At 65.5% G+C, this 18,679-nt stretch carries 20 protein-coding genes; 10 read left to right on the forward strand and 10 right to left on the reverse strand.

Annotated elements, in window-relative coordinates:
* Positions 1-54: 54 nt before the first annotated feature.
* Together IEX24_RS05315 and IEX24_RS05320 are read left to right on the forward strand one after the other, a co-directional pair.
* Positions 55-396 (forward strand): YciI family protein, encoded by a 342-nt coding sequence (locus IEX24_RS05315; protein ID WP_188674942.1) that lies wholly within the window; start codon positions 55-57, stop codon positions 394-396.
* A gap of 132 nt (positions 397-528) precedes the next feature.
* Positions 529-810, forward strand: coding sequence for a LysM peptidoglycan-binding domain-containing protein (locus IEX24_RS05320; protein WP_188674945.1), 282 nt, complete (start codon positions 529-531; stop codon positions 808-810).
* A 41-nt stretch (positions 811-851) separates the two neighbouring features.
* On the opposite strand, the gene IEX24_RS05325 is transcribed toward IEX24_RS05320, so the two are convergent.
* Positions 852-1,961, reverse strand: a complete 1,110-nt coding sequence (locus IEX24_RS05325; protein ID WP_188674948.1) for a variant leucine-rich repeat-containing protein — start codon at positions 1,959-1,961, stop codon at positions 852-854.
* A 103-nt stretch (positions 1,962-2,064) separates the two neighbouring features.
* Here IEX24_RS05325 and IEX24_RS05330 point away from each other — a divergent pair, with 103 nt between their 5' ends.
* Positions 2,065-2,712 (forward strand): hypothetical protein, encoded by a 648-nt coding sequence (locus tag IEX24_RS05330; RefSeq protein WP_188674951.1) that lies wholly within the window; start codon positions 2,065-2,067, stop codon positions 2,710-2,712.
* A gap of 29 nt (positions 2,713-2,741) precedes the next feature.
* Here the strand turns inward: IEX24_RS05330 and IEX24_RS05335 are convergent, their stop codons facing one another.
* Positions 2,742-3,641: a DsbA family protein gene (locus IEX24_RS05335; RefSeq protein WP_188674954.1), complete on the reverse strand. Its 900-nt coding sequence runs from the start codon at positions 3,639-3,641 to the stop codon at positions 2,742-2,744.
* A gap of 267 nt (positions 3,642-3,908) precedes the next feature.
* Here IEX24_RS05335 and IEX24_RS05340 point away from each other — a divergent pair, with 267 nt between their 5' ends.
* From IEX24_RS05340 to IEX24_RS05355, 4 genes are all read left to right on the forward strand, one after another.
* Positions 3,909-5,012, forward strand: coding sequence for an ABC transporter ATP-binding protein (locus IEX24_RS05340; RefSeq protein ID WP_188674957.1), 1,104 nt, complete (start codon positions 3,909-3,911; stop codon positions 5,010-5,012).
* Between the two features lie 113 nt (positions 5,013-5,125).
* The gene (locus IEX24_RS05345; RefSeq protein ID WP_188674960.1) at positions 5,126-6,418 is read left to right on the forward strand and encodes a DUF4032 domain-containing protein; all 1,293 of its coding nucleotides are present in this window, start codon (positions 5,126-5,128) and stop codon (positions 6,416-6,418) included.
* 50 nt (positions 6,419-6,468) lie between these two features.
* The gene (locus IEX24_RS19485) at positions 6,469-6,915 is read left to right on the forward strand and encodes a MarR family winged helix-turn-helix transcriptional regulator (RefSeq protein ID WP_307821268.1); all 447 of its coding nucleotides are present in this window, start codon (positions 6,469-6,471) and stop codon (positions 6,913-6,915) included.
* A gap of 93 nt (positions 6,916-7,008) precedes the next feature.
* Positions 7,009-7,449, forward strand: a complete 441-nt coding sequence (locus IEX24_RS05355) for an OsmC family peroxiredoxin (protein ID WP_188674963.1) — start codon at positions 7,009-7,011, stop codon at positions 7,447-7,449.
* A 176-nt stretch (positions 7,450-7,625) separates the two neighbouring features.
* Here IEX24_RS05355 and rlmB read toward each other — a convergent pair whose 3' ends face one another.
* The 4 genes from rlmB to IEX24_RS05375 all read right to left on the reverse strand — a co-directional run bounded on the left by rlmB (position 7,626) and on the right by IEX24_RS05375 (position 12,013).
* Positions 7,626-8,720, reverse strand: a complete 1,095-nt coding sequence (gene rlmB, locus IEX24_RS05360) for a 23S rRNA (guanosine(2251)-2'-O)-methyltransferase RlmB (RefSeq protein ID WP_188674965.1) — start codon at positions 8,718-8,720, stop codon at positions 7,626-7,628.
* Complete coding sequence (cysS, locus tag IEX24_RS05365) at positions 8,713-10,131, reverse strand: cysteine--tRNA ligase (protein WP_188674968.1); 1,419 nt, start codon at positions 10,129-10,131, stop codon at positions 8,713-8,715. Before cysS ends, rlmB begins: the two co-directional genes overlap by 8 nt.
* Positions 10,132-10,175: 44 nt before the next feature.
* Positions 10,176-11,459 (reverse strand): 2-C-methyl-D-erythritol 4-phosphate cytidylyltransferase, encoded by a 1,284-nt coding sequence (gene ispD, locus IEX24_RS05370; RefSeq protein ID WP_188674971.1) that lies wholly within the window; start codon positions 11,457-11,459, stop codon positions 10,176-10,178.
* A 71-nt stretch (positions 11,460-11,530) separates the two neighbouring features.
* The gene (locus tag IEX24_RS05375) at positions 11,531-12,013 is read right to left on the reverse strand and encodes a CarD family transcriptional regulator (RefSeq protein WP_188674974.1); all 483 of its coding nucleotides are present in this window, start codon (positions 12,011-12,013) and stop codon (positions 11,531-11,533) included.
* A gap of 154 nt (positions 12,014-12,167) precedes the next feature.
* Here IEX24_RS05375 and IEX24_RS05380 point away from each other — a divergent pair, with 154 nt between their 5' ends.
* Positions 12,168-12,668 carry a hypothetical protein gene (locus tag IEX24_RS05380; RefSeq protein ID WP_188674977.1) on the forward strand — a complete coding sequence of 167 codons (501 nt, stop codon included), beginning with the start codon at positions 12,168-12,170 and terminating at the stop codon, positions 12,666-12,668.
* 124 nt (positions 12,669-12,792) lie between these two features.
* On the opposite strand, the gene IEX24_RS05385 is transcribed toward IEX24_RS05380, so the two are convergent.
* Both IEX24_RS05385 and IEX24_RS05390 read right to left on the reverse strand, forming a co-directional pair.
* Positions 12,793-13,473 (reverse strand): response regulator, encoded by a 681-nt coding sequence (locus tag IEX24_RS05385; protein ID WP_188674980.1) that lies wholly within the window; start codon positions 13,471-13,473, stop codon positions 12,793-12,795.
* Positions 13,470-14,624 carry a sensor histidine kinase gene (locus IEX24_RS05390; RefSeq protein WP_188674983.1) on the reverse strand — a complete coding sequence of 385 codons (1,155 nt, stop codon included), beginning with the start codon at positions 14,622-14,624 and terminating at the stop codon, positions 13,470-13,472. The genes IEX24_RS05385 and IEX24_RS05390 overlap by 4 nt, the downstream gene beginning before the upstream one ends.
* Positions 14,625-14,892: 268 nt before the next feature.
* Between IEX24_RS05390 and phoU the strand changes: the two genes are divergently transcribed.
* On the forward strand, positions 14,893-15,549 hold the full coding sequence (gene phoU / locus IEX24_RS05395; protein ID WP_188674986.1) for a phosphate signaling complex protein PhoU: 657 nt from the start codon (positions 14,893-14,895) through the stop codon (positions 15,547-15,549).
* A 206-nt stretch (positions 15,550-15,755) separates the two neighbouring features.
* Here the strand turns inward: phoU and IEX24_RS05400 are convergent, their stop codons facing one another.
* Positions 15,756-16,505: a phosphoglyceromutase gene (locus tag IEX24_RS05400; protein WP_188674988.1), complete on the reverse strand. Its 750-nt coding sequence runs from the start codon at positions 16,503-16,505 to the stop codon at positions 15,756-15,758.
* An 83-nt stretch (positions 16,506-16,588) separates the two neighbouring features.
* Between IEX24_RS05400 and IEX24_RS19490 the strand changes: the two genes are divergently transcribed.
* Positions 16,589-17,575 carry a class I SAM-dependent methyltransferase gene (locus IEX24_RS19490; RefSeq protein WP_229715112.1) on the forward strand — a complete coding sequence of 329 codons (987 nt, stop codon included), beginning with the start codon at positions 16,589-16,591 and terminating at the stop codon, positions 17,573-17,575.
* Positions 17,576-17,594: 19 nt separating this feature from the next.
* Here the strand turns inward: IEX24_RS19490 and IEX24_RS05410 are convergent, their stop codons facing one another.
* Complete coding sequence (locus IEX24_RS05410) at positions 17,595-18,656, reverse strand: FUSC family protein (protein WP_188674991.1); 1,062 nt, start codon at positions 18,654-18,656, stop codon at positions 17,595-17,597.
* Between the last annotated feature and the right edge of the window lie 23 nt (positions 18,657-18,679).

Here is an 18,679-nt window from a genome sequence, read left to right on the forward strand (position 1 = left end):
TGTCGGCGGCTCAGCGAGCTAAGCGAAGACCTCACGCGAAAGGATGCCCTCCACATGTCGTTCTACCTGATTTCCTTCCCCAGTTCGGCCATGACTGTCGACGAGTCGGAGCTCGCCGAAGCGAGCCGTGACAGCCACGCCGTAATCGCCGAAATGAAGGCTGCCGGTGTCTACCGATTCGGCGGCGGCATCGACGAAAGCGTCGCCGCAGTGCACGTGGCCGCCGACGGCACGCTGAGCGAGCAGACCTATCCGCAGAGCCGTGAACTCAACGGCGGAATGACCATCATCGAGGTCGCCACTCGCGAAGAAGCCCTTGACTGGACTCGGCGAATGACGGTCGGCTGCCACACCGTGCAGGAGCTTCGCGAGTTCATGTACGACCCCGAAATCTAACCGCCCGAGCGATTTCGCGTTTTCGGCCCATCCTGCATAATTGGCCCATGAAGGCATCCACCGACCGCTTGAGGGCCGTAGCGGTCGGTCGAGGCGATCGACGCCGTTGCGCCTGGCGAAAACATACCGGTGATGCCTGAACCGGTCTACATACTCGACGTACTGCACACATCGGTCGACGAGGCGAAGACGGGCGCCGAGGGATCCGTGACCACCGACGCCAACGGAGCCCTGCACTACACCATCACCACCGGAGACTCAGCACTAGCTATCGCCGACCGTTTCAGAGTAGACACAACCGACCTTCACATCAGCCGCTGCAACGGATTTCTCGATCTCCAGCCCGGCGATGTTCTCGACGGGCGCTTCACGACGTACGCCGACGTTCACGCTCCCTACCCCGTGTGCTACTAGCCCGTGCACCGAGCATCCGTAGCCCGACGCTCGCGCCCACGTCACGGCTTAGTGTCGATGAGATTCTGCTCCGCTTTGTTCTGAATGCCGTCGATGACGGCGGGTGAGACAGCTGCGTCGTCTGTTGCGGCCACGAACACCTCGGTTCGCAGCACCATATTGTCGTGGCGCATGTCGACGACGTAGAGCTTGCCCGGCGTGCCGTCGAACACCCCATCGATGATCCACGCCGCATGCGGAGTGATCGTGCCCGCGTTGTCCGATAACACCGAACCCTGAAGATCACCGACGTCGATCGTCGTGCAGCTCGATGCCGCCTTCTGCAGCCGCGATATGTACGCACCGGCCTCCGCGGCGTTCGAGAACACTCGCGCCGACTGGTTCACCGCCGATGATGTCGCCAAGGCGGCAACACCGTTCACGCTGGACACAGCTTCACCGGCACCGCCCGGTTTCTCGTCTCCGAAGACCGGCATCGTCGACGACGCGAACCGACACGTCGTGTCGGCGGGTTGTGCGGCGCGAGTGGCCCAGAGCTGCGCTAGCACTGCTGAGGCTTCGCCTGCGGTCGAGTGGATGCTCGTTGCCTGACCCGCGCGCCCGAAACCGGCTGCCTGCTGAGCGGTGAAGAACGCATCATCCACCGCAGCAGCCCCAAAAACGGCCTCGCCCGGCGACGGTGCGTACGGCGCGGCCTGCGGTGTACCACCGTTGCCGCTCGCACTCGGCGAGGTCTGCGATGCGCCCACACTTTTCGCCGCATGCTCCACGCCGTCGGCGACCACAGTTGCGGTGACGATGAGCGCCCCCACCACCAGAATGCCGGCGGCGATCGCCAGAGCGACGAGCGGAGACGCTCCTTGATTCTTTCGAGTCGGCGGTTGTGGTGCAGGGCCCGATGGGTCTTCACCGGGCGTCAAGGCGTTCGCCTCCCCGATCACCGGAGCAGCCCCAGCCACGACGGGCTGTGGTCGCGCCAGAATCCAGTCGCGGAGCCCCGGGTACGTCGCGGGATTGGCGAGAATAACACCACGAAGCTCGGGATACCGGTAGGCGATATCGGCCAAAATGCGAGCATCCGTTCGCGCATCGCACGCCGCCTGCCCCGCAGAATCGGCATCGCCCGAAACGCCCGTCGAATCAAAAGCCATAGCCAAACTATGGCGCACCCAACGAGTTCAGACGAACACGTCGCCCGGTATGACGCCTCTAGATCTGGTTGACTAGCCTCAACGACATGGGGATGGGTGCGAAGTGACCAACACGAAGAGGCTCGTGCGCCATCGCCTGGCGTGGCGGGCGCTAAGCTTCGTCGCCTTCGCCATCGTCGTCGTGTCGGGCATCGCCGGCCTCCGATCGAGCAATCAGTTCTTCATCGTGTTCGGCACGTTTGTGACCATCATGGTTCCGCTGATCATTTTCACTGTCTTGCGGGTACGATTCGTGCTGCGCAGCGGCGAGAGACAAGCGCAGAAAGTGGCAGACGCGAATCCGCTCGACTTCGTTTTCCGTGCCAGCTGGACGCCGCTGTTGTTGCCCGCGATCGTGATCGACGACGTCTCACGAGGGGCGTCGCCTCGCGGCTGGGGCGTCGTTGTCTGCGTGTCATCGGCCGGCGTCGAGGTGTGGAGAAGCTCGCCGAAGAAGCTTGTTGACGCTGGGCTCGTCAGCTGGGATCGCATAACCGCGATCCGAGCCGAAAACGTGCCAGCGGCCGTCGGCACGCGCGAGGTACCTGCCGTGACGTTCGACATTGATCCAACCGGCACTCGACTCGCACCGGCGGTAACGCTGCTGCTGAACAACGGTTCGAAATACATCACTTTCGCAGCGCGCGACACCCTGGTGGCTCGAATTCTGGCGTATCGGCCTCCGACGAATCAGCCGGTCGCCTCTAACTGAACAGTGCTCGGCGTCTCCTGAGCGTCGGGCTACGGGGTCGGGGTGGGCGTCGGAGTTGCGGTGGAGTCTTGACCGGAGACCTGAAGCACGAAGTTCGCGAAGGCGTTGGCGTCAGTGAGCGAGCCCTGGTACTGCTGCCCGTTGACGAGAACGGTGGGCGTGCCGGTCACCTTCGACACCGTCGAGCCCGGTAGCGGCTCTGTGGTGGCCCGGGTGGTGGAGTCGGCGACCCAGCCCTTGAAGTATTGGTTCGTTATGCAGCTGTTGATCTGGTCGCCAGAACTCACCCCCGCCTGCGTCGCGTAACCCTGCAACTGTGCGTCGGTCAGCCCGCTGGAGTTCTCTTGCGGCTGATTAGCATAGAGCAACGAGTTGAAGTCGAAGAAGTTGTTCGGAGAGTAGTTGGCCACGCACGCGGCAGCGTTTGCCGCCCGGGTCGAGTACTTTGTTCCCTGCGACGAACGGTCGAGCAGGGAGAGCGGATGCACTTCATAGGTAGCAGCGCCCTGATTCACCCATTTGTCGATCTGGGTCAGGTTCGTGGTCTCGAACTGGCCGCAGTAGGGGCACATGTAGTCGATGTACACCCGAATGTCGAGCACGCCTTCGGGGTTGGCTGCACTGGGGGTGGGCTGCTGACCGGCAGCGAGCGCCGGAGTGGTCACCGCGATGTTGCCGGTGCCGATCTTGATGCCGTCGCTGGCCATGTTCAAAGGGCCGGGGCCTGCGGTCTTCACCGAACTCGCCACGATCAGAACGACGCACACGACAATCGCGATGACGACCACACCGATGCCGCTGAAGAGAATCGCGCGGTTGCGAACGTCTTTCTTGTGCTGAGCCTCGCGCAGCGCCTTCGCCTTCTCGCGGGCCGCCTCGCGTCGCTGATTCTTGCTCTGGCGAGAGTCGTCAGGTTGGCCGTTGGTCATTCGTAGTGCTCCGGTGCTCGGGTGAGAGAAGAGGGGCCCTGGCCGCGAGAAAAGCGGCGGGCATCCATCGATAGTAATGAATCTGACTGGGAATGCACCAGACGGCAGCTGACCCGCTGCTGGATGCCCGCTGCCCTGCTAGCCCCCTGTCACACCCATATGGGGCACCCGTGCCATACTGGTAGACGGGTCACCATCGATGCTGGCCCATCTTCCATCACAACGGATCGTCCGGCACGTACCTGCCGGTGAAGGAGTAGTAGAACCATGGCATCTGTCACGTTTGATCACGCCACACGGCTTTACCCGGGCTCGACTCGGCCGGCCGTCGATCAGCTCAACCTCGAGACCGCAGACGGCGAGTTTCTCGTTCTCGTCGGCCCCTCGGGTTGTGGAAAGTCAACCTCACTGCGCATGCTCGCGGGCCTCGAAGAGGTCAACGCAGGCCGCATTCTCATCGGCGACCGCGACGTCACCGATGTTCCGCCGAAAGACCGCGACATCGCGATGGTCTTTCAGAACTACGCGCTCTACCCGCACATGACGGTGGCCGAGAACATGGGCTTCGCGCTCAAGATCGCTGGCGTCAACAAAGACGAGCGCGCCAGCCGCGTGCTCGAAGCCGCGAAGCTGCTCGACCTCGAGCCCTACCTCGGCCGCAAGCCGAAGGCGCTCTCGGGTGGTCAGCGTCAGCGCGTTGCCATGGGCCGCGCCATCGTTCGCCAGCCCCAGGTGTTCTTGATGGATGAGCCGCTGTCGAACCTCGACGCGAAGCTGCGCGTGCAGACCCGTACTCAGATCGCCTCGCTGGTTCGCCGCCTGGGCGTCACCACGGTCTACGTCACCCACGACCAGACCGAGGCGCTCACCATGGGCGACCGCATCGCCGTGCTGAAAGACGGTCTGCTGCAGCAGGTCGGCACCCCGCGCGACCTGTACGAGAAGCCCGAGAACATTTTCGTTGCAGGCTTCATCGGCAGCCCCGCGATGAACCTCATCGTGGCCGACGTGGTCGACGGCGGAGTTCAGTTCGGCACCTCGGTCATTCCGGTCGAGCGCGACCTGCTCGCTTCGGTCAACGCCAAGACCGTCACCATCGGCGTTCGCCCCGAAGACATCGTCGTCGCCTCGGCGTTCGGCGAGGGCCTGCCGGTCGACATCGACCTGATCGAAGAGCTGGGCGCCGATGGGTACCTCTACGGTCACTCCGAGATCAACGGCAAGCGCACCGACCTGGTCACCCGGGTCGACGGCCGCGTGCACCCGAACGCCGGCGAGAAGGTCTACCTCACCGCCAAGCCCGGCCACTTGCACCTGTTCGACAACGAGTCTGGTCAGCGCATCGGCAACAAGCCGGTCGTCACCGCCTAACAAACCATTTCGTCGGGCCTGCCGGCCTCGCTGCCCCCCGCAGTCGAGTTCGGCAGGCCTGACGTTTTTTCGCCGGGCGAGTGTCGTTCCCGGTGCACAGGTAAGGAGCATCCATGAGCGGCTCACTGAATATCACATCGGCAACGGTCGACCCTGCCCTGCTCGACCTGCCCTGGCAGCTGCCGCTCGACGAGTGGCCCACCGAGAACATCGCGTCGTTGCCGAAGGGCATCTCGCGGCACCTGGTGAGGTTCGCGCACCTCAGCGGCCACGTCATCGCCATCAAAGAAACCACCGATGAAATGGCCAAGCGTGAGTACGCCATGCTGCGAACGCTGCAAGGCCTCGAGATACCGTGCGTCGACCCGCTCGCCGTGATCACGAACCGAACTGATGCCGACGACGATTCTCTGAACTCGGTGCTCGTCACGCGCCACCTGAAGTTCTCGCTGCCCTACCGCGCCCTCTTCTCACAGACCTTACGGCCCGACACGGCGACGAGGCTGGTGGATGCTCTGGCCGTTCTTCTGGTGCGCCTGCACATCATCGGCTTCTTCTGGGGCGACGTCTCGCTCTCGAACACGCTCTTTCGCCGCGACGCCGGGTCATTCGCCGCCTACCTGGTCGACGCCGAAACCGGCCAGCTCTACTCCGGCGGCCTGTCGAACGGCCAGCGCGAGAACGACCTCGAGATCGCGCGCGTGAACATCGCCGGCGAGCTGATGGATCTCGAGGCCGGCGGCCGCGTCGCCGACGAACTCGACCCCATTCGCATCAGCGACGGCATCGTGGCCGCCTACCGCTCGCTCTGGAAAGAGCTTACCGGCTCTGAATCGTTCTCGTCATCTGAGCGCTGGCGCATCAACGAGCGCGTCGACCGCCTCAACGACCTCGGCTTCGACATCGAAGAACTCGCCATCAAAACCGACGCCGGCGGAACGACCGTGCGCATCCAGCCCAAGGTTGTAGATGCGGGGCACCACCAGAGACGCCTGCTTCGCCTCACCGGCCTCGACACCGGCGAGAACCAGGCCAGGCGCCTGCTCAACGATCTCGACTCGTACACGCTGCGCTTCGGCCGCAAAGACTACGACGAAGAGATGCTTGCCCACGAGTGGCTCGCGAAGGTGTTCGAACCGGTGATGCGGGCGATTCCGAAAGATCTGAAGGGCAAACTCGAGCCGGCCGAGGTGTTTCACCAGCTGCTCGAACACCGTTGGTTCATGAGTCAGCAGCAGAACCGCGACGTGCCGCTCTCTGAGGCGCTCAGCTCGTACGTCAACGACATTCTGCGGCACCGTCGTGACGAGGCCACCGTCGTAGGCCCGCCCACCGGCACCATCACGCTGCCCATCCCGGTGCAGGCCGGCGCGGTCGCCGACGACGACTGGCGCCTCACGGTCTGATTTCAACGGTGTACAACTGAATTGTGCACAACTGTGTTAGTGTCGCTGATGTGAACACCGAAACATCCGCAGCCCCACTGCTCGACGAGCAGATCTGCTTCGCGCTCTACAACGCCTCGCGTGCGATGACGGCGCGTTACAAGACCCTGCTCGAGCCCCTCGGGCTCACCTATCCGCAGTATCTCGTGATGCTCGTGCTCTGGGAGTCGCAGCCCGTCACCGTGTCGCAGCTCGGCGAGCGGCTCCAGCTCGACTCGGGTACTCTCTCGCCGCTGCTGAAACGGCTCGAGTCAGCCATGCTGATCACGCGTGCTCGAAGCGTCGACGACGAGCGTTCGGTGCTGGTTTCGCTCACCGCCGCCGGCGACGCGCTGCGCACTAAGACGGCACGATTTGCCGAGCTCGTCTGCTCGGCCAGCGGGCTCGATGTCGCCGGCATCCAATCGCTTCGCGACCAGGTGGTGGCGTTTGCTTCGGGGCTTCGCTCGGCCCCCTGAATTCTGTCTCGCGAGGTCTGTGTCCTGAGTTCTGCGAGTTTTGCCTGCTCCAGTTTCAACCGATAAAGCGCAACACAACGAAAAGAGAACACGATGCCCACACGTACCGCCCGCACCGCATGGAACGGCAGCCTAGAGACCGGTGAAGGCCAAGTCGAGCTCACGAGCTCGAAGCTCGCCACGTTCGACGTCTCATTTCCGAAGCGTGCTGCCGAAGAGGCGAACGGATTCACGAGCCCCGAAGAGTTACTCGCTGCCGCTCACTCCGCGTGCTACGCCATGCAGTTCTCGGCCGTACTGGGTGCCGCGGGTGGCACGGTAGAGGCACTAGATGTAAAGGCTGATGTGACGCTGGCCCCCGATCCCGCCGGTGGCTTCAGGCTTTCGGGCATCCACCTCACCGTCTCTGGCGAGGTCACGGGCATCGATGACGCCGCCTTCCAGGCTGCCGCGCTCGATGCGAAGGCGAACTGCCCCGTCTCGAAGGCCCTCACCGGTGTCGACATCACCCTCGACGCAACCCTCGAGCGCTAACTCGCACCGTCGAGCACATCACGAACCGCAAAACGCGCCCGTTCAACGGGAAAACGGCGCGTCTCGGTTGCGCAAAAGCACCCTCGCGGCGAAGTCGAGGTGCATTTTGCGCAACCCCGACGGACTCGCGGCGAAGTCGAGGTGCATGTGCGCAACCCCGACGGCTCGCGGGCGCGCTAGTTCTTTTTGGTGGAGAGGGCGCGCAGGCGCGAGATCTCGTAGAGCGTGACGCTCGCCGCGATGCCCGCGTTGAGCGACTCGGTCGCGGCGCTGATGGGAATCGAGACGATGGCGTCGCAAGTCTCGGTGACGAGCCGCGAAAGGCCCTTGCCTTCGCTGCCGACCACGATCACCACGGGCCCGCGCGCCAGGTCGAGCTCTGGCAGTTGAACGTCTCCCCCGCCGTCGAGCCCGATGACGAACGCGCCCTTCTGTTTCAGTGCCTTGAGGCTCTGCGTGAGGTTCGGCGCCATGGCGACGGGCGTACGCGCGGCGGCGCCGGCCGAGGTCTTCCACGCCGAAGCCGTGAGCCCCACCGAGCGCCTGGCCGGAACGATGACGCCCTGGCCACCGAACGCTGCGGTCGAGCGGATAATCGCCCCGAGGTTACGCGGGTCGGTGATGCCGTCGAGCGCCACCAAGAGCGGCACCTCGCGACGGCTGAGAATCTCGTCGTACAGGTCGACGGGGTGCGCGTATTCGTACGGCGGCACCTTGAGCGCCACGCCCTGGTGCACAGCGTCGAACCCGGCGAGCCGGTCGAGCTCGGGCTTCATCACTTCGAGAATCGGGATGCCCCGGTTGGTCGCCAGCGACAGAATCTCTTTAACGCGCTCGTCGTATTCGACGCGCGTTCCGATGTAGAGCGCGGTCGCCGGAATCTTGGCGCGCAGGGCTTCGACCACCGAATTGCGGCCGGTCACCACTTCGCTCTCTTCGCCCTTCGCTGCGGGGCGGCGCTGCTGGCGCGAAGGATCTTGTGGGCCCGTTCCGCGCCCACCGGGGCGCCCGGCACCGGCGCGACCCTCACCCGCAATGCGCTGACGCTGCACCGGAGCAGCGCCCGGCTTGCCCTTGCCGCCGGCGGCGGCGTAACGCTCTTTGGCCGCCTTTGCCTTGCCCGCGGGGTGGTAGGGCCGGTCTTCGGCCTTCGGCGTGGGCTTCTTGCCCTCGAGCGCCTGGCGGCCTTGGCCACCTGAGCCCACAGCGGGGCCCTTGCTGGTGCGGCGAACGGCGCCGGGGCGACCGGGCTTCTTGCCTGAACTAGCCATCAAAACTCCAATGTGCACCCGAGGGGGTGTCTTCTATTGTGATGCCGACCTGAGCCAACTCATCGCGAATGCGGTCAGCGGTGGCGAAATCTCGTGCTTTACGTGCGGTCTCGCGGTCTTCGAGCAACCGTTCGACGAGGCTGCCCAGCGCGCTGGCCATCGACGAGTTCTCACCAGCAGACCAGTGCGAATCGAGCGGATTGATGCCCAGAACACTGGTCATGGCGTACACCTGCCCGAGAAGCCTGGCCGCTTCGGCGAAGTCTTCAGAGTCGAGCGCAGCATTGCCAGCGCGCACCGTTTCGTGCAGCACACCGAGCGCCTGAGGAACGCTGAGGTCGTCGTTCATGGCCTCGCGAAACTCGTCGGGAACCAATTCTACCGTCTCTGAGGCGAATCGCGTGCCATCGAGGCGTCTGACGGCTCGTTCGAGAAAGCCTTCGATGCGCCCGAGAGCCGCTTCGGCCTCGGCGAGCGCGCCGTCGTGGTACTCGAGCGTCGAGCGATAGTGGTTCGCGCCGAGAAAGTACCGAATCACGAGCGGCCGAGCACTGGCGAGCAGTTCGGCGGCGAACACCGAGTTGCCGAGCGACTTGCTCATCTTCTGGCCCGACACCGACACGAGGCCGTTGTGCAGCCAATAATTGGCGAACGGGTCGCCCGCGGCGTGCGACTGGGCGAGCTCGTTCTCGTGGTGTGGAAACCGCAGGTCGAGGCCGCCGCCGTGAATGTCGAACTGGGTGCCGAGGTACTTCGTCGACATGGCCGAGCATTCGATGTGCCAGCCCGGGCGGCCTGCGCCCCACGGGCTCTGCCAGGCCGCGGTGAGTGGCTCGCCCGCTTTGTGCCCCTTCCAGAGGGCGAAGTCGCGCACGTCGTGCTTTCCACGAGGGTCGGAGTCGGCCGCGGGAGCCATGTCGTCGAGCTTCTGGTGGGTCAGTTCGCCGTACTTCGGCCACGAGAGGGTGTCGAAGTACACGTCGCCAGAGCCGTCTGCGGCCGCGTAGGCGTGCCCGGCATCCACGAGCCTGCCGATGATCTCGATCATCTCGGGTATAGACGCTGTCGCGCGCGGCTCGTAGCTCGGTGGCATGACACCGATGGCGTTGTAGGCGGCAGTGAATTCGAGTTCGACGCGGTAGGCCAGGCGCCACCACTCTTCGCCTGAGCTTTCTGCGTTGATCAGAATCTTGTCGTCGATGTCGGTGACGTTGCGCACATAGGTGACGTCGTACCCGCTGTAGCTGAACCAGCGGCGCAGCTGGTCGTAGGCGAGTGCCGAGCGCAGGTGCCCGATGTGCGGCGACGACTGCACTGTGGGCCCGCAGACGTATACGCCGACCTTGCCTTCGACCAGAGGAACGAAGTCGACCAGGGCGCGCTGCTGAGAGTCGTAGAGGCGTAGAGTCACCGCCCTAGTTTAGAAGGCCCGTGCCGTCTGTGACGCGCGGTGGGTCAGCGGGGGTAGACCAGGGCGCTGGCGATGGCGACCACACCCTCGGTGCGACCGGTGAAACCGAGGCCGTCGGTGGTGGTGGCTGAGATGCTGACGGGGGCGGTGAGGATGCCCGAGAGCACCTCTTCGGCCTCAGCCCGTCTGGCGGCGAACCGGGGCCGGGCAGCCACCAGCTGCACCGACACGTTGCCGATACGGTACCCGGCGGCAGCGACGAGCCGCGCGGTCTCGGCCAGAAACACGTCACCGTGGGCACCCGCGAACCGCGGATCGGAGGTACCGAATGTGCTGCCGATGTCACCGAGCCCTGCGGCCGAGAGCAGTGCGTCGCAGATGGCATGTGCTACCGCATCGCCGTCGCTGTGCCCGACGAGCGCCGGTTCGCCGGGCCAGCACAGGCCTGCGAGCCAGAGCTCTTTCGTGGTGCCTGGCGCGACATCCGGCGAGTCGACCGCTGCAGGAGCGGCCGCGGGTCTCGCGCCGCCAGACGCAGAGTCGACCGTGGCCGGTGCGGCCGCCGTGTCGGCCCCTGCAGCTGGTGTCACGAAGGCGTGAGCATCCACCCCCAGGCCGGTGCGCGGCAGCGCCAGGGGGGCCGCGTCGGCGAGCAGCTGCTCGGCACGCCGTAAGTCCCACGGGGTGGTGATTTTGAACGCCAACGGGTCGCCCGAAATGATGGTCACGTCGTGCCCTGCGGTCTGAATGAGCGCCGCGTCGTCGGTGAAGTCTCCCGACGCAGCGGCGTAGGCGGCCTCGAGCTGCGCGCGGGGAAAGCCCTGCGGTGTCTGCACCGCCGACAGCTCAGACCGGTCGACCGTCGCCACCACCCGGCCGAATCCGTCGGTGCGCTTGATGGTGTCGCTCACCGGCAGGCCCGGAATCGCGGCCAGACCCGTTTCGGTGACCGCAGCGATGATCGCCTCGAACTGAGCCACCGGCGTGAGCGCCCGGGCCGCGTCGTGCACGAGCACAACCTCGATCGAAGGCTCGAGCGCGGCAAGCCCGGCGGCCACCGACTCCTGCCGGCTTACCCCACCCACCACAATGCTGCACGACGTGGATGCCCGGCCCGCCGTATCGCGAACGATCTGCTCAGCGAGTGCCGAATGCTGGCGCGGAACCACCACCACGAGCTGCACCTCGCGCTCGAGCGCGAACACGGGGTCGAGCGAGCGCGACAGAATCGGTCGTTGCGCCAGACTCACCAGCGCCTTGGGCAACGAGTACCCGAGACGGGTACCGCTGCCGGCGGCGACCACGATGACGGCAACAGAGACGGTCACGTGATCGGCGCGGCTTCGAATGGAGGAGTCGGTCAGCGGTAGCTACGTTGCAGGGCTTCGTCGCTACGCGACTAAGAAGCCAGAACTTCGTCGAGAACCAGCGAGGCCTTCTCTTCGTCGGTCTTCTCGGCGAGAGCCAGCTCAGAGATTAAGATCTGCCGCGCCTTCGCGAGCATGCGCTTCTCTCCGGCCGAGAGGCCGCGGTCTTGGTCACGACGCCAGAGGTCGCGAACGACCTCGCTCACCTTGATGACATCGCCAGAGGCGAGCTTCTCGAGGTTCGCCTTGTACCGACGAGACCAGTTCGTGGGCTCTTCGGTGAACGGAGCGCGCAGCACCTCGAACACCTTGTCGAGTCCCTCTTTACCGATGACGTCTCGAACACCGACCAAGTCGACGTTGTCTGCGGGTACTTCGATGGTGAGGTCGCCCTGCGTTACACGCAGTTTGAGGTAGATTTTCTCCTCACCCTTGATGATGCGGGTCTTCACCTCAGAAATCGTCGCCGCGCCGTGGTGCGGGTATACGACTGTCTCGCCAACCTCAAAAAGCATGTAGTGATGTCCCTTCTAGACTGTCAAGTTTACCACAGGCGACTTGTAGTAAGGTTCGCCTAACCGTCTCGGCCCCGCCCACCCGATAGGCTAAACTCGTAGCGTTTTACCGCCCGTGTAACTTGACCGGCGGCAGCCACTTCTGGAGGGTTTTGTGAGAACACGGTCACGGTACGCGGCATCCATTCTGGTGGCTCTGGCGATCGGTGCGTCTGCTACAGGATGCGCGTTCATCACGCCTCAGGCGACGACCACCATCGTCGAGTCGGCCAACGGCGTCAACGGTAACGTCGCCCCGAACCTCGCCATGCGCAACGTCACGCTGATCAGCGATGACGGCAAGACGGCGAGCCTCTTGGCCACCCTCGTGAACACCGACATCACGGGCAACCTCGTCACGATTCAGTACGTCAATTCGGCGGGCGCGAGCGTCACCGAGTCAGCCTACGTCGACGCGGGCGCCACGCTGCAGATCGGCGGCGTTCCCGACAAGAAGATCATCTTGACCGGAATCGACGCGAAGGCCGGCACCCTGTTCCCCGTCTTCTTCCAGTACGGCGACCAGACCGGCACGAAGCTCCTGGTTCCCGTGCTCACCAGCGACTGGCCGCAGTACAAGGGCCTAGCCCCGGCCGACGCCGCCATCAACCCGTAACCGCCGCTAGCCACTCACCCGCTGAGCGTGGTCTGGCGCGACGGAATGCAAGGCGGAGGCGGAGGGTCGCACTGCTAGTGCGACTGACGCCGACAACGCCGCAGGCCGACGTGCCAGGCCGCGCTCAGGCCTCGAAGCGGTAACCGAGGCCTCGTACGGTGACGAGCAGCACGGGGTCGCTGGGCGCCTTCTCGATTTTCGAGCGGATGCGCTTGATGTGAACATCCAGCGTCTTCGTGTCGCCGAAGTAGTCTGAGCCCCAGACCCGGTCGATCAACTGACCTCGAGTCAAAACGCGCCCGGCGTTGCGCAGCAACAGTTCGAGCAGCTCGAACTCCTTCAGCGGCATGGGGGTGTCGACGCCGCCGACCGCTACCGTGTGGCGCTCGACATCCATGCGCACGGGGCCGGCCTCGAGCACGGGTTCACCCAGATCATCCGCTTCGGTGCGACGACGCATGACGGCACGGATGCGCGCCAGCAGCTCGCGTGACGAGTACGGCTTCGTGACGTAGTCGTCGGCGCCCAGCTCGAGTCCCACCACCACGTCGACCTCGGAGTCTTTGGCGGTGAGCATGATGATGGGCACCTGCGAGCGCGTACGGATCTGCCGGCACACCTCGGTACCCGGAATACCCGGAATCATCAGGTCGAGCAGAATCAGGTCGACTCCCCCGCGATCGAATTCGACTAGCGCGCTCGGCCCGTCGGGCGCGAGCGTGACCTCGTAGCCTTCCCGCCCGAGCAGGTAGGCCAGTGGCTCGCTCAAAGACGCTTCGTCTTCGACCAGCAGAATGTGTATCACTGTTGTTCTCCTAGTGAGGCCGTTGCGGCGTGAGACGCCGCAGGCAACCGGATGGTGAAGGTCGAGCCGTGCAACGGCTGCGACCAGACGCGAATATCTCCGCCGTGGTTTTCGATGACGTGTTTGACGATGCTGAGGCCGAGCCCCGTGCCGCCGGTGTTACGCGAACGGGCCTGATCGACGCGAAAGAAGCGCTCGAACACCCGCCCGAGATCTTCTTCGGGTATACCGACACCCTGGTCGGTGACGGCGATCTCGACGATACCCTCAGTGACTCGTACTCCGACGCCGATGCGGGTGCCCTCCCCCGAATACTGCACGGCGTTCGCAATGAGGTTGTGCAGAGCCAGCACGAGCAGGCCCTCGTCGCCGAAGACCTGGGCGCCTTTTTCGCCCCCAGACACAATGGTCACCATGCGAGCATCCACTTGCACATGATTCTGGTCGATGGCGTTGGCCACGACTGTGTCGACGTCGACGAGTTCTGCGCTGGTGAGCACGTCAGAGGCCTGCAGGCGTGAGAGCTCGATGATCTCGCGCGTGATGCGGCCCAGGCGCTGAGCCTCGGTTTCGAGGCGCTTGGCGAATTTGCGCACCTGCACGGGGTCGTCTGAGGCCGGTTCGAGCGCCTCGGCGAGCAACGAGATCGCGCCGATCGGGGTTTTGAGTTCGTGGCTGATGTTGGCGATGAAGTCGCGCCGCACCTCTTCGAGGCGGTGCGCCTCGGTGCGGTCGTCGGCGAGCAGCAAAAGGTAACGGCTGCCGAGTCGGGCGACCCGCACCTGCAGGTGAATGGTGGCGTCGCCGAACGGGCCCCGGGCGAGGCTGACGTCTCGCGACACGGGTTCGCCGGTGCGCCTGACCGAGTCGACCATGTCGACGAGCTCCGGATGCACGAGACCCTGGTTCCAGACCAGGCCGAACGCCAAGGCGGCCGGCGACACCTTGACGACGTTATTCGAGGCGTCGAGCACCACGCCCGCAGAATCGATGGCATCGATCACCTGGTCGACACCATCGGGAACAGAGGGGTCGACGATGATCGCGGCACGTTCTGAGCGGCGTGCCGAGGCAAACAGAATGAACACGAAAACCGAGCCGACGGCGAGGCCGAGTGCCACAGAGAGCAGCACCAACAAGCCTGAATCCATAGCGACTACACTAATGACTCGCGCCAGTCGCCTGATCTTCTTTGCCGCCCGTGGGCAGGCGCGCCGCTCGATGTTCAAGCGTTCGGCACCTTCTGTTAACCTCGGATAGGCAAGATGGCGGCATATGCCCGGCGCGCCACGCTCGACGAATACGCGTCAGTGACTCGATCGTGACAGTGACTCGCTCGTTCGAACGAAGCACTGTGGCATCGGTTCGGTGCAACCGCGCCACATCAGCACGAAGCACCGCAGAGAGGATCCACCACACATGCGCGAGGTATTTCAGCAAGAGCTGCGCGAGGTTCAAGAGCGTCTGGTCGAAATCAGCAAGCTCGTTGTGATCGCCATCACCAACGCCACGGCCGCCTTCAACGAGTCGAACGTGTCGCTGGCCGAACAGGTGATCGCCGACGACCCCAAGATCGACGCGCTCGCCTCAGACCTCGACGAGCTCGCCATCAGCATCATGGCGCTGCAGCAGCCCGTGGCGCGCGACCTGCGCATCGTGGTGAGCGCTCTGCGCATGAGCGCGTCGCTCGAGCGCATGGGCGACATCGCCCAGCACATCGCCCAGCTGGCGCGGTACCGCTACCCCGAGAAGGTGGCTCAAGACAAGCTGCTCGGCACATTCAACGAGATGGGCCGCCTCGACGTAGAGGTCGCCGAGAAGCTCGCGCGCCTCATCGAGACCGAAGACCTCACCCTCGCCGACGAGATGCGCGACATCGACGACCGCATCGACGAGCTGCACCTCAGCGTCTTCGAGACCGTACTCAGCGAGAGCTGGGCGGGAACATCCGTCAACACGGTCGACGTCACCCTCGCGTCGCGGTACCACGAGCGCTTCGCCGACCACGCGGTCAGCATCGCGAAGAAGGTCAAGTACCTCGCCACGGGCGAGTGGACGGGCGCCGGCCAGCGCTGACCCCGGGCATCCGGAACCACCCGCTGACGCACACAAACCTTGCCCCGCACCTCGAGCTGCCGAGCCGATGCGCGCGAGGGTTGCGCAAAGGCACCTACAGGCGCGGGCGCGGGTGCTTTTGCGCAACGCAGGCGACGGGGGTGGCGGGTAGCGCGAAAAAGCCCCGCAGCCGAGAGGGTGCGGGGCCTTCGGAAGGCGGGGCCCGCTTACTTTTTGCCCTGGGCGGCTACGGCGGCGGCGCCGGCAGCGGCGGCCTCGGGGTCGAGGTACGCGGCGGGCGCGAGGGGTGCGAAGTTCTCGTCGAGCTTGTAGACCAGCGGGATGCCCGTGGGAATGTTGAGCTCGGCGATGTCGTCGTCTGAGATGCCATCGAGGTGCTTCACGAGCGCACGCAGCGAGTTGCCGTGGGCGGTGACCAGCACGGTCTTGCCGGCAGCCAGGTCGGGTGTGATGTCGCTGTGCCAGTACGGGAGCATCCGCTCGACCACGTCTTTCAGGCACTCGGTGCGCGGAACGGCGTCACCGAGGTCTGCGTAGCGCGGGTCGTGCACTTGCGAGTACTGGTCGTCGTCGGCCAAGGGGGGCGGCGGAACATCGTACGACCGGCGCCAGATCTGAAACTGCTCCGGGCCGTACTCGGCGAGCGTCTGCGCCTTGTCTTTGCCTTGCAGTGCGCCGTAGTGGCGTTCGTTGAGGCGCCACGAGCGCTTCACGTCGATCCAGAGGCGGCCGGCGCCTGCCAGCGCGTAGTTCGCGGTCTCGATGGCGCGCACCAGGCGCGATGTGTAGAGCACGTCGGGGGTGAGCCCCGACTCGGCCAGCAGCTGCCCGGCGCGCTTGCCCTCGGCGACACCCTGCTCGCTCAGCCCCACATCGACCCAGCCCGTGAAAAGGTTCTTCTGGTTCCAGTCGCTGTTGCCGTGGCGCAGCAGTATCAAGGTGTAAGGCTCAGTCATGCTCTCAGTCTAGCGAGCAGTGGATGCCCGGCTCAGGCCGCGCGTACCCCTCAGCCGCTCGCCCCTGGCCATAGGCTTTGGGTATGCCTATCGGCGCCATCACGCGGGGAACCACCAACACGAATCGCCTGCGCCGCGTCGACCGCTTCATCGCCGCAGAGCCCCTGCTGCGCCACGTGCACGACCCGCTCGTGGTGGATCTCGGCTACGGTGCCAGCGGGGTGACGACCTTCGAGTTGCAGCAGCGGCTGGCGAAGGTGCGCTCTGATGTGGCGGTGGTGGGGCTCGAGATCTCGCCCGAGCGGGTGGCGACGGCGCGGCAGCAGCTCGAGCTGGTGCGCGCGGGTTCCACTGGGTTCGCCGCTGAGGCGCGAGTGAGTTTTGCGCTGGGAGGGTTCGAGGTGCCGCTGCCGCGGGGTCGGCGGGCGGCGGTCATCCGTGCGTTCAACGTGCTGCGGCAGTACGACGAGGGTCAGGTCGTTGAGGCGTGGCAGCGCATGGCGAGCCGCCTGCAGGCCGCCGCGCCGGTCGGCGGCGCGGCGGGCGGCGGCGGCACGATCGGCGGCGGCGCGGGTCGCGGCACGGCGGTCGGTGGCGGCGCGCCGGACGGCGGCACGGCGGTCGGTGGCACGGCGGTCGGTGGCGCGGCGGGTGTGCAACCCAGGGGTGGCGCTGGCGGCGGGATGCTCGTGGAGGGCACCTGCGACGAAATCGGCCGCGTGGCGAGTTGGGTATCGCTCTCGGCAGCGGGGCCCCAGACGTTCACCGTTTCGTTGCGGCTGGCGGGGCTCGAGCATCCGTCGATCGTGGCCGAACGGCTGCCGAAAGTGTTGATTCACCGTAATGTGGCGGGCGAGCGCATCCACTCTCTGCTGCTCGACCTCGACGACGCGTGGCAGCGAAATGCTCCGCTCTCGGTGTACGGGCCACGGCAGCGCTGGGTCGCGAGCATCCACGCCCTCGCCGCAGCGGGCTGGCCGGTGCTCGGCACGCCCGCCCGCTGGCGGCTCGGCGAGCTCACCCTGCCCTGGGCCGCGGTTGAGCCCCTCGGGTTCGCTTACCCGAGCTGACAAACGGGCCGCTCGCCGATCAGAGGGTGGGGAGCGCCGCCTGCGCCTGGGCCGAGGTGAGGCCAGTGGCGGTGAGGAGGTCCATGACGAGGGGGCGCAAGTCCATGACAACGGAGTCTTCTTGCAGGGTTCCGTCGGGAAAGGTCTCGTCGGGGTTGAGCTTCACGGCCACGAGAATGAGGTTCTGCCGAACGAGCGGCAGCACCATCGCGTCGTCGAGGCTCTGCTCGAGCAGGTTCACGGCGCTGACCAGAACCGAGAGCAGGTCGGCGAACTCGTGGCGCGGTGCGCCGTCGCGCATCACCACACTGAGCCGCCGGGTGACGACGCGAAGGTCGCGCACGGCGAGATCAACGCCGGTGAGCAGCCGCCGCTGTCGATGCAGTTCGGGCAGCCGGCGCCTCAGCCATGGCGAGATACTGGCGATGCCGATGGCCGAGTCGAGCGACGTGCGCCACTGATCCATCAGAGGCTGCGTCGATCGTGCCTCGTCGAGCACCTGGCCGATGTCGCTGTCGGGGCCGCGGCGAAGCTCGATCACCAGATCGTCGACGATGCGCGAAAACGTGCGCAGCACCCGCCGGGCGTCTTTCAGTGCGACCTTCGACGCGTCTCGCGGCACCAGCGCGGTCACGATCAGCGCGATCGCCCCGCCTACGAGCCCGTCGATCGTGCGCGTGAACGGCCCGCCCGGCGCAATCGGCAGCATGGCGACGAGAGCCGATTGCACGGCGGCCACGATGGCGAATCCCGGCTGCGGCGAGATGAATCGCGCCACGAAGAGCGTCACCACGAGACTCAAGCCGAGCTGCCAGAGCCCCTGCCCGAAGCCGAGCAGAATGAGCTCGCTGAGGGTGATGCCCAGGGTGACGCCCAGAGCGGTCTCGAGAACCCGAATGGGTCGGGCATCCCGAGCGAAACCGAGGCTCGACAGGGTGACCGTCACGGCCGTGATGGGCGCCGCATGGGCGAGTCCGTAGTGCGACACCGAGTACGCCGCGACCACGGCGATGACGAGCTGCAGGATGGCCGGGGCAGACCCTACCGACCGCCGAAACCCGGTGCGCGAGGTGACCCTCATCCACCGCGAGCCCGCCTTGGCTA

Origin of the sequence: Subtercola lobariae, assembly GCF_014640255.1 — a bacterium.
Taxonomy (GTDB): Bacteria; Actinomycetota; Actinomycetes; order Actinomycetales; family Microbacteriaceae; genus Subtercola; species Subtercola lobariae.

Coding starts and splice junctions, on each gene's coding strand:
- IEX24_RS19490 (WP_229715112.1), top strand. CDS start 16,589: ATGCCTATCGGCGCCATCACGCGGGGAACCACCAACACGAATCGCCTG.
- IEX24_RS05355 (WP_188674963.1), top strand. CDS start 7,009: ATGCCCACACGTACCGCCCGCACCGCATGGAACGGCAGCCTAGAGACC.
- IEX24_RS05340 (WP_188674957.1), top strand. CDS start 3,909: ATGGCATCTGTCACGTTTGATCACGCCACACGGCTTTACCCGGGCTCG.
- rlmB (WP_188674965.1), bottom strand. CDS start 8,720: ATGGCTAGTTCAGGCAAGAAGCCCGGTCGCCCCGGCGCCGTTCGCCGC.
- IEX24_RS05390 (WP_188674983.1), bottom strand. CDS start 14,624: ATGGATTCAGGCTTGTTGGTGCTGCTCTCTGTGGCACTCGGCCTCGCC.
- IEX24_RS05315 (WP_188674942.1), top strand. CDS start 55: ATGTCGTTCTACCTGATTTCCTTCCCCAGTTCGGCCATGACTGTCGAC.
- IEX24_RS05345 (WP_188674960.1), top strand. CDS start 5,126: ATGAGCGGCTCACTGAATATCACATCGGCAACGGTCGACCCTGCCCTG.
- IEX24_RS05320 (WP_188674945.1), top strand. CDS start 529: ATGCCTGAACCGGTCTACATACTCGACGTACTGCACACATCGGTCGAC.
- IEX24_RS05410 (WP_188674991.1), bottom strand. CDS start 18,656: ATGAGGGTCACCTCGCGCACCGGGTTTCGGCGGTCGGTAGGGTCTGCC.
- phoU (WP_188674986.1), top strand. CDS start 14,893: ATGCGCGAGGTATTTCAGCAAGAGCTGCGCGAGGTTCAAGAGCGTCTG.
- IEX24_RS05375 (WP_188674974.1), bottom strand. CDS start 12,013: ATGCTTTTTGAGGTTGGCGAGACAGTCGTATACCCGCACCACGGCGCG.
- IEX24_RS05325 (WP_188674948.1), bottom strand. CDS start 1,961: ATGGCTTTTGATTCGACGGGCGTTTCGGGCGATGCCGATTCTGCGGGG.
- IEX24_RS05335 (WP_188674954.1), bottom strand. CDS start 3,641: ATGACCAACGGCCAACCTGACGACTCTCGCCAGAGCAAGAATCAGCGA.
- IEX24_RS05400 (WP_188674988.1), bottom strand. CDS start 16,505: ATGACTGAGCCTTACACCTTGATACTGCTGCGCCACGGCAACAGCGAC.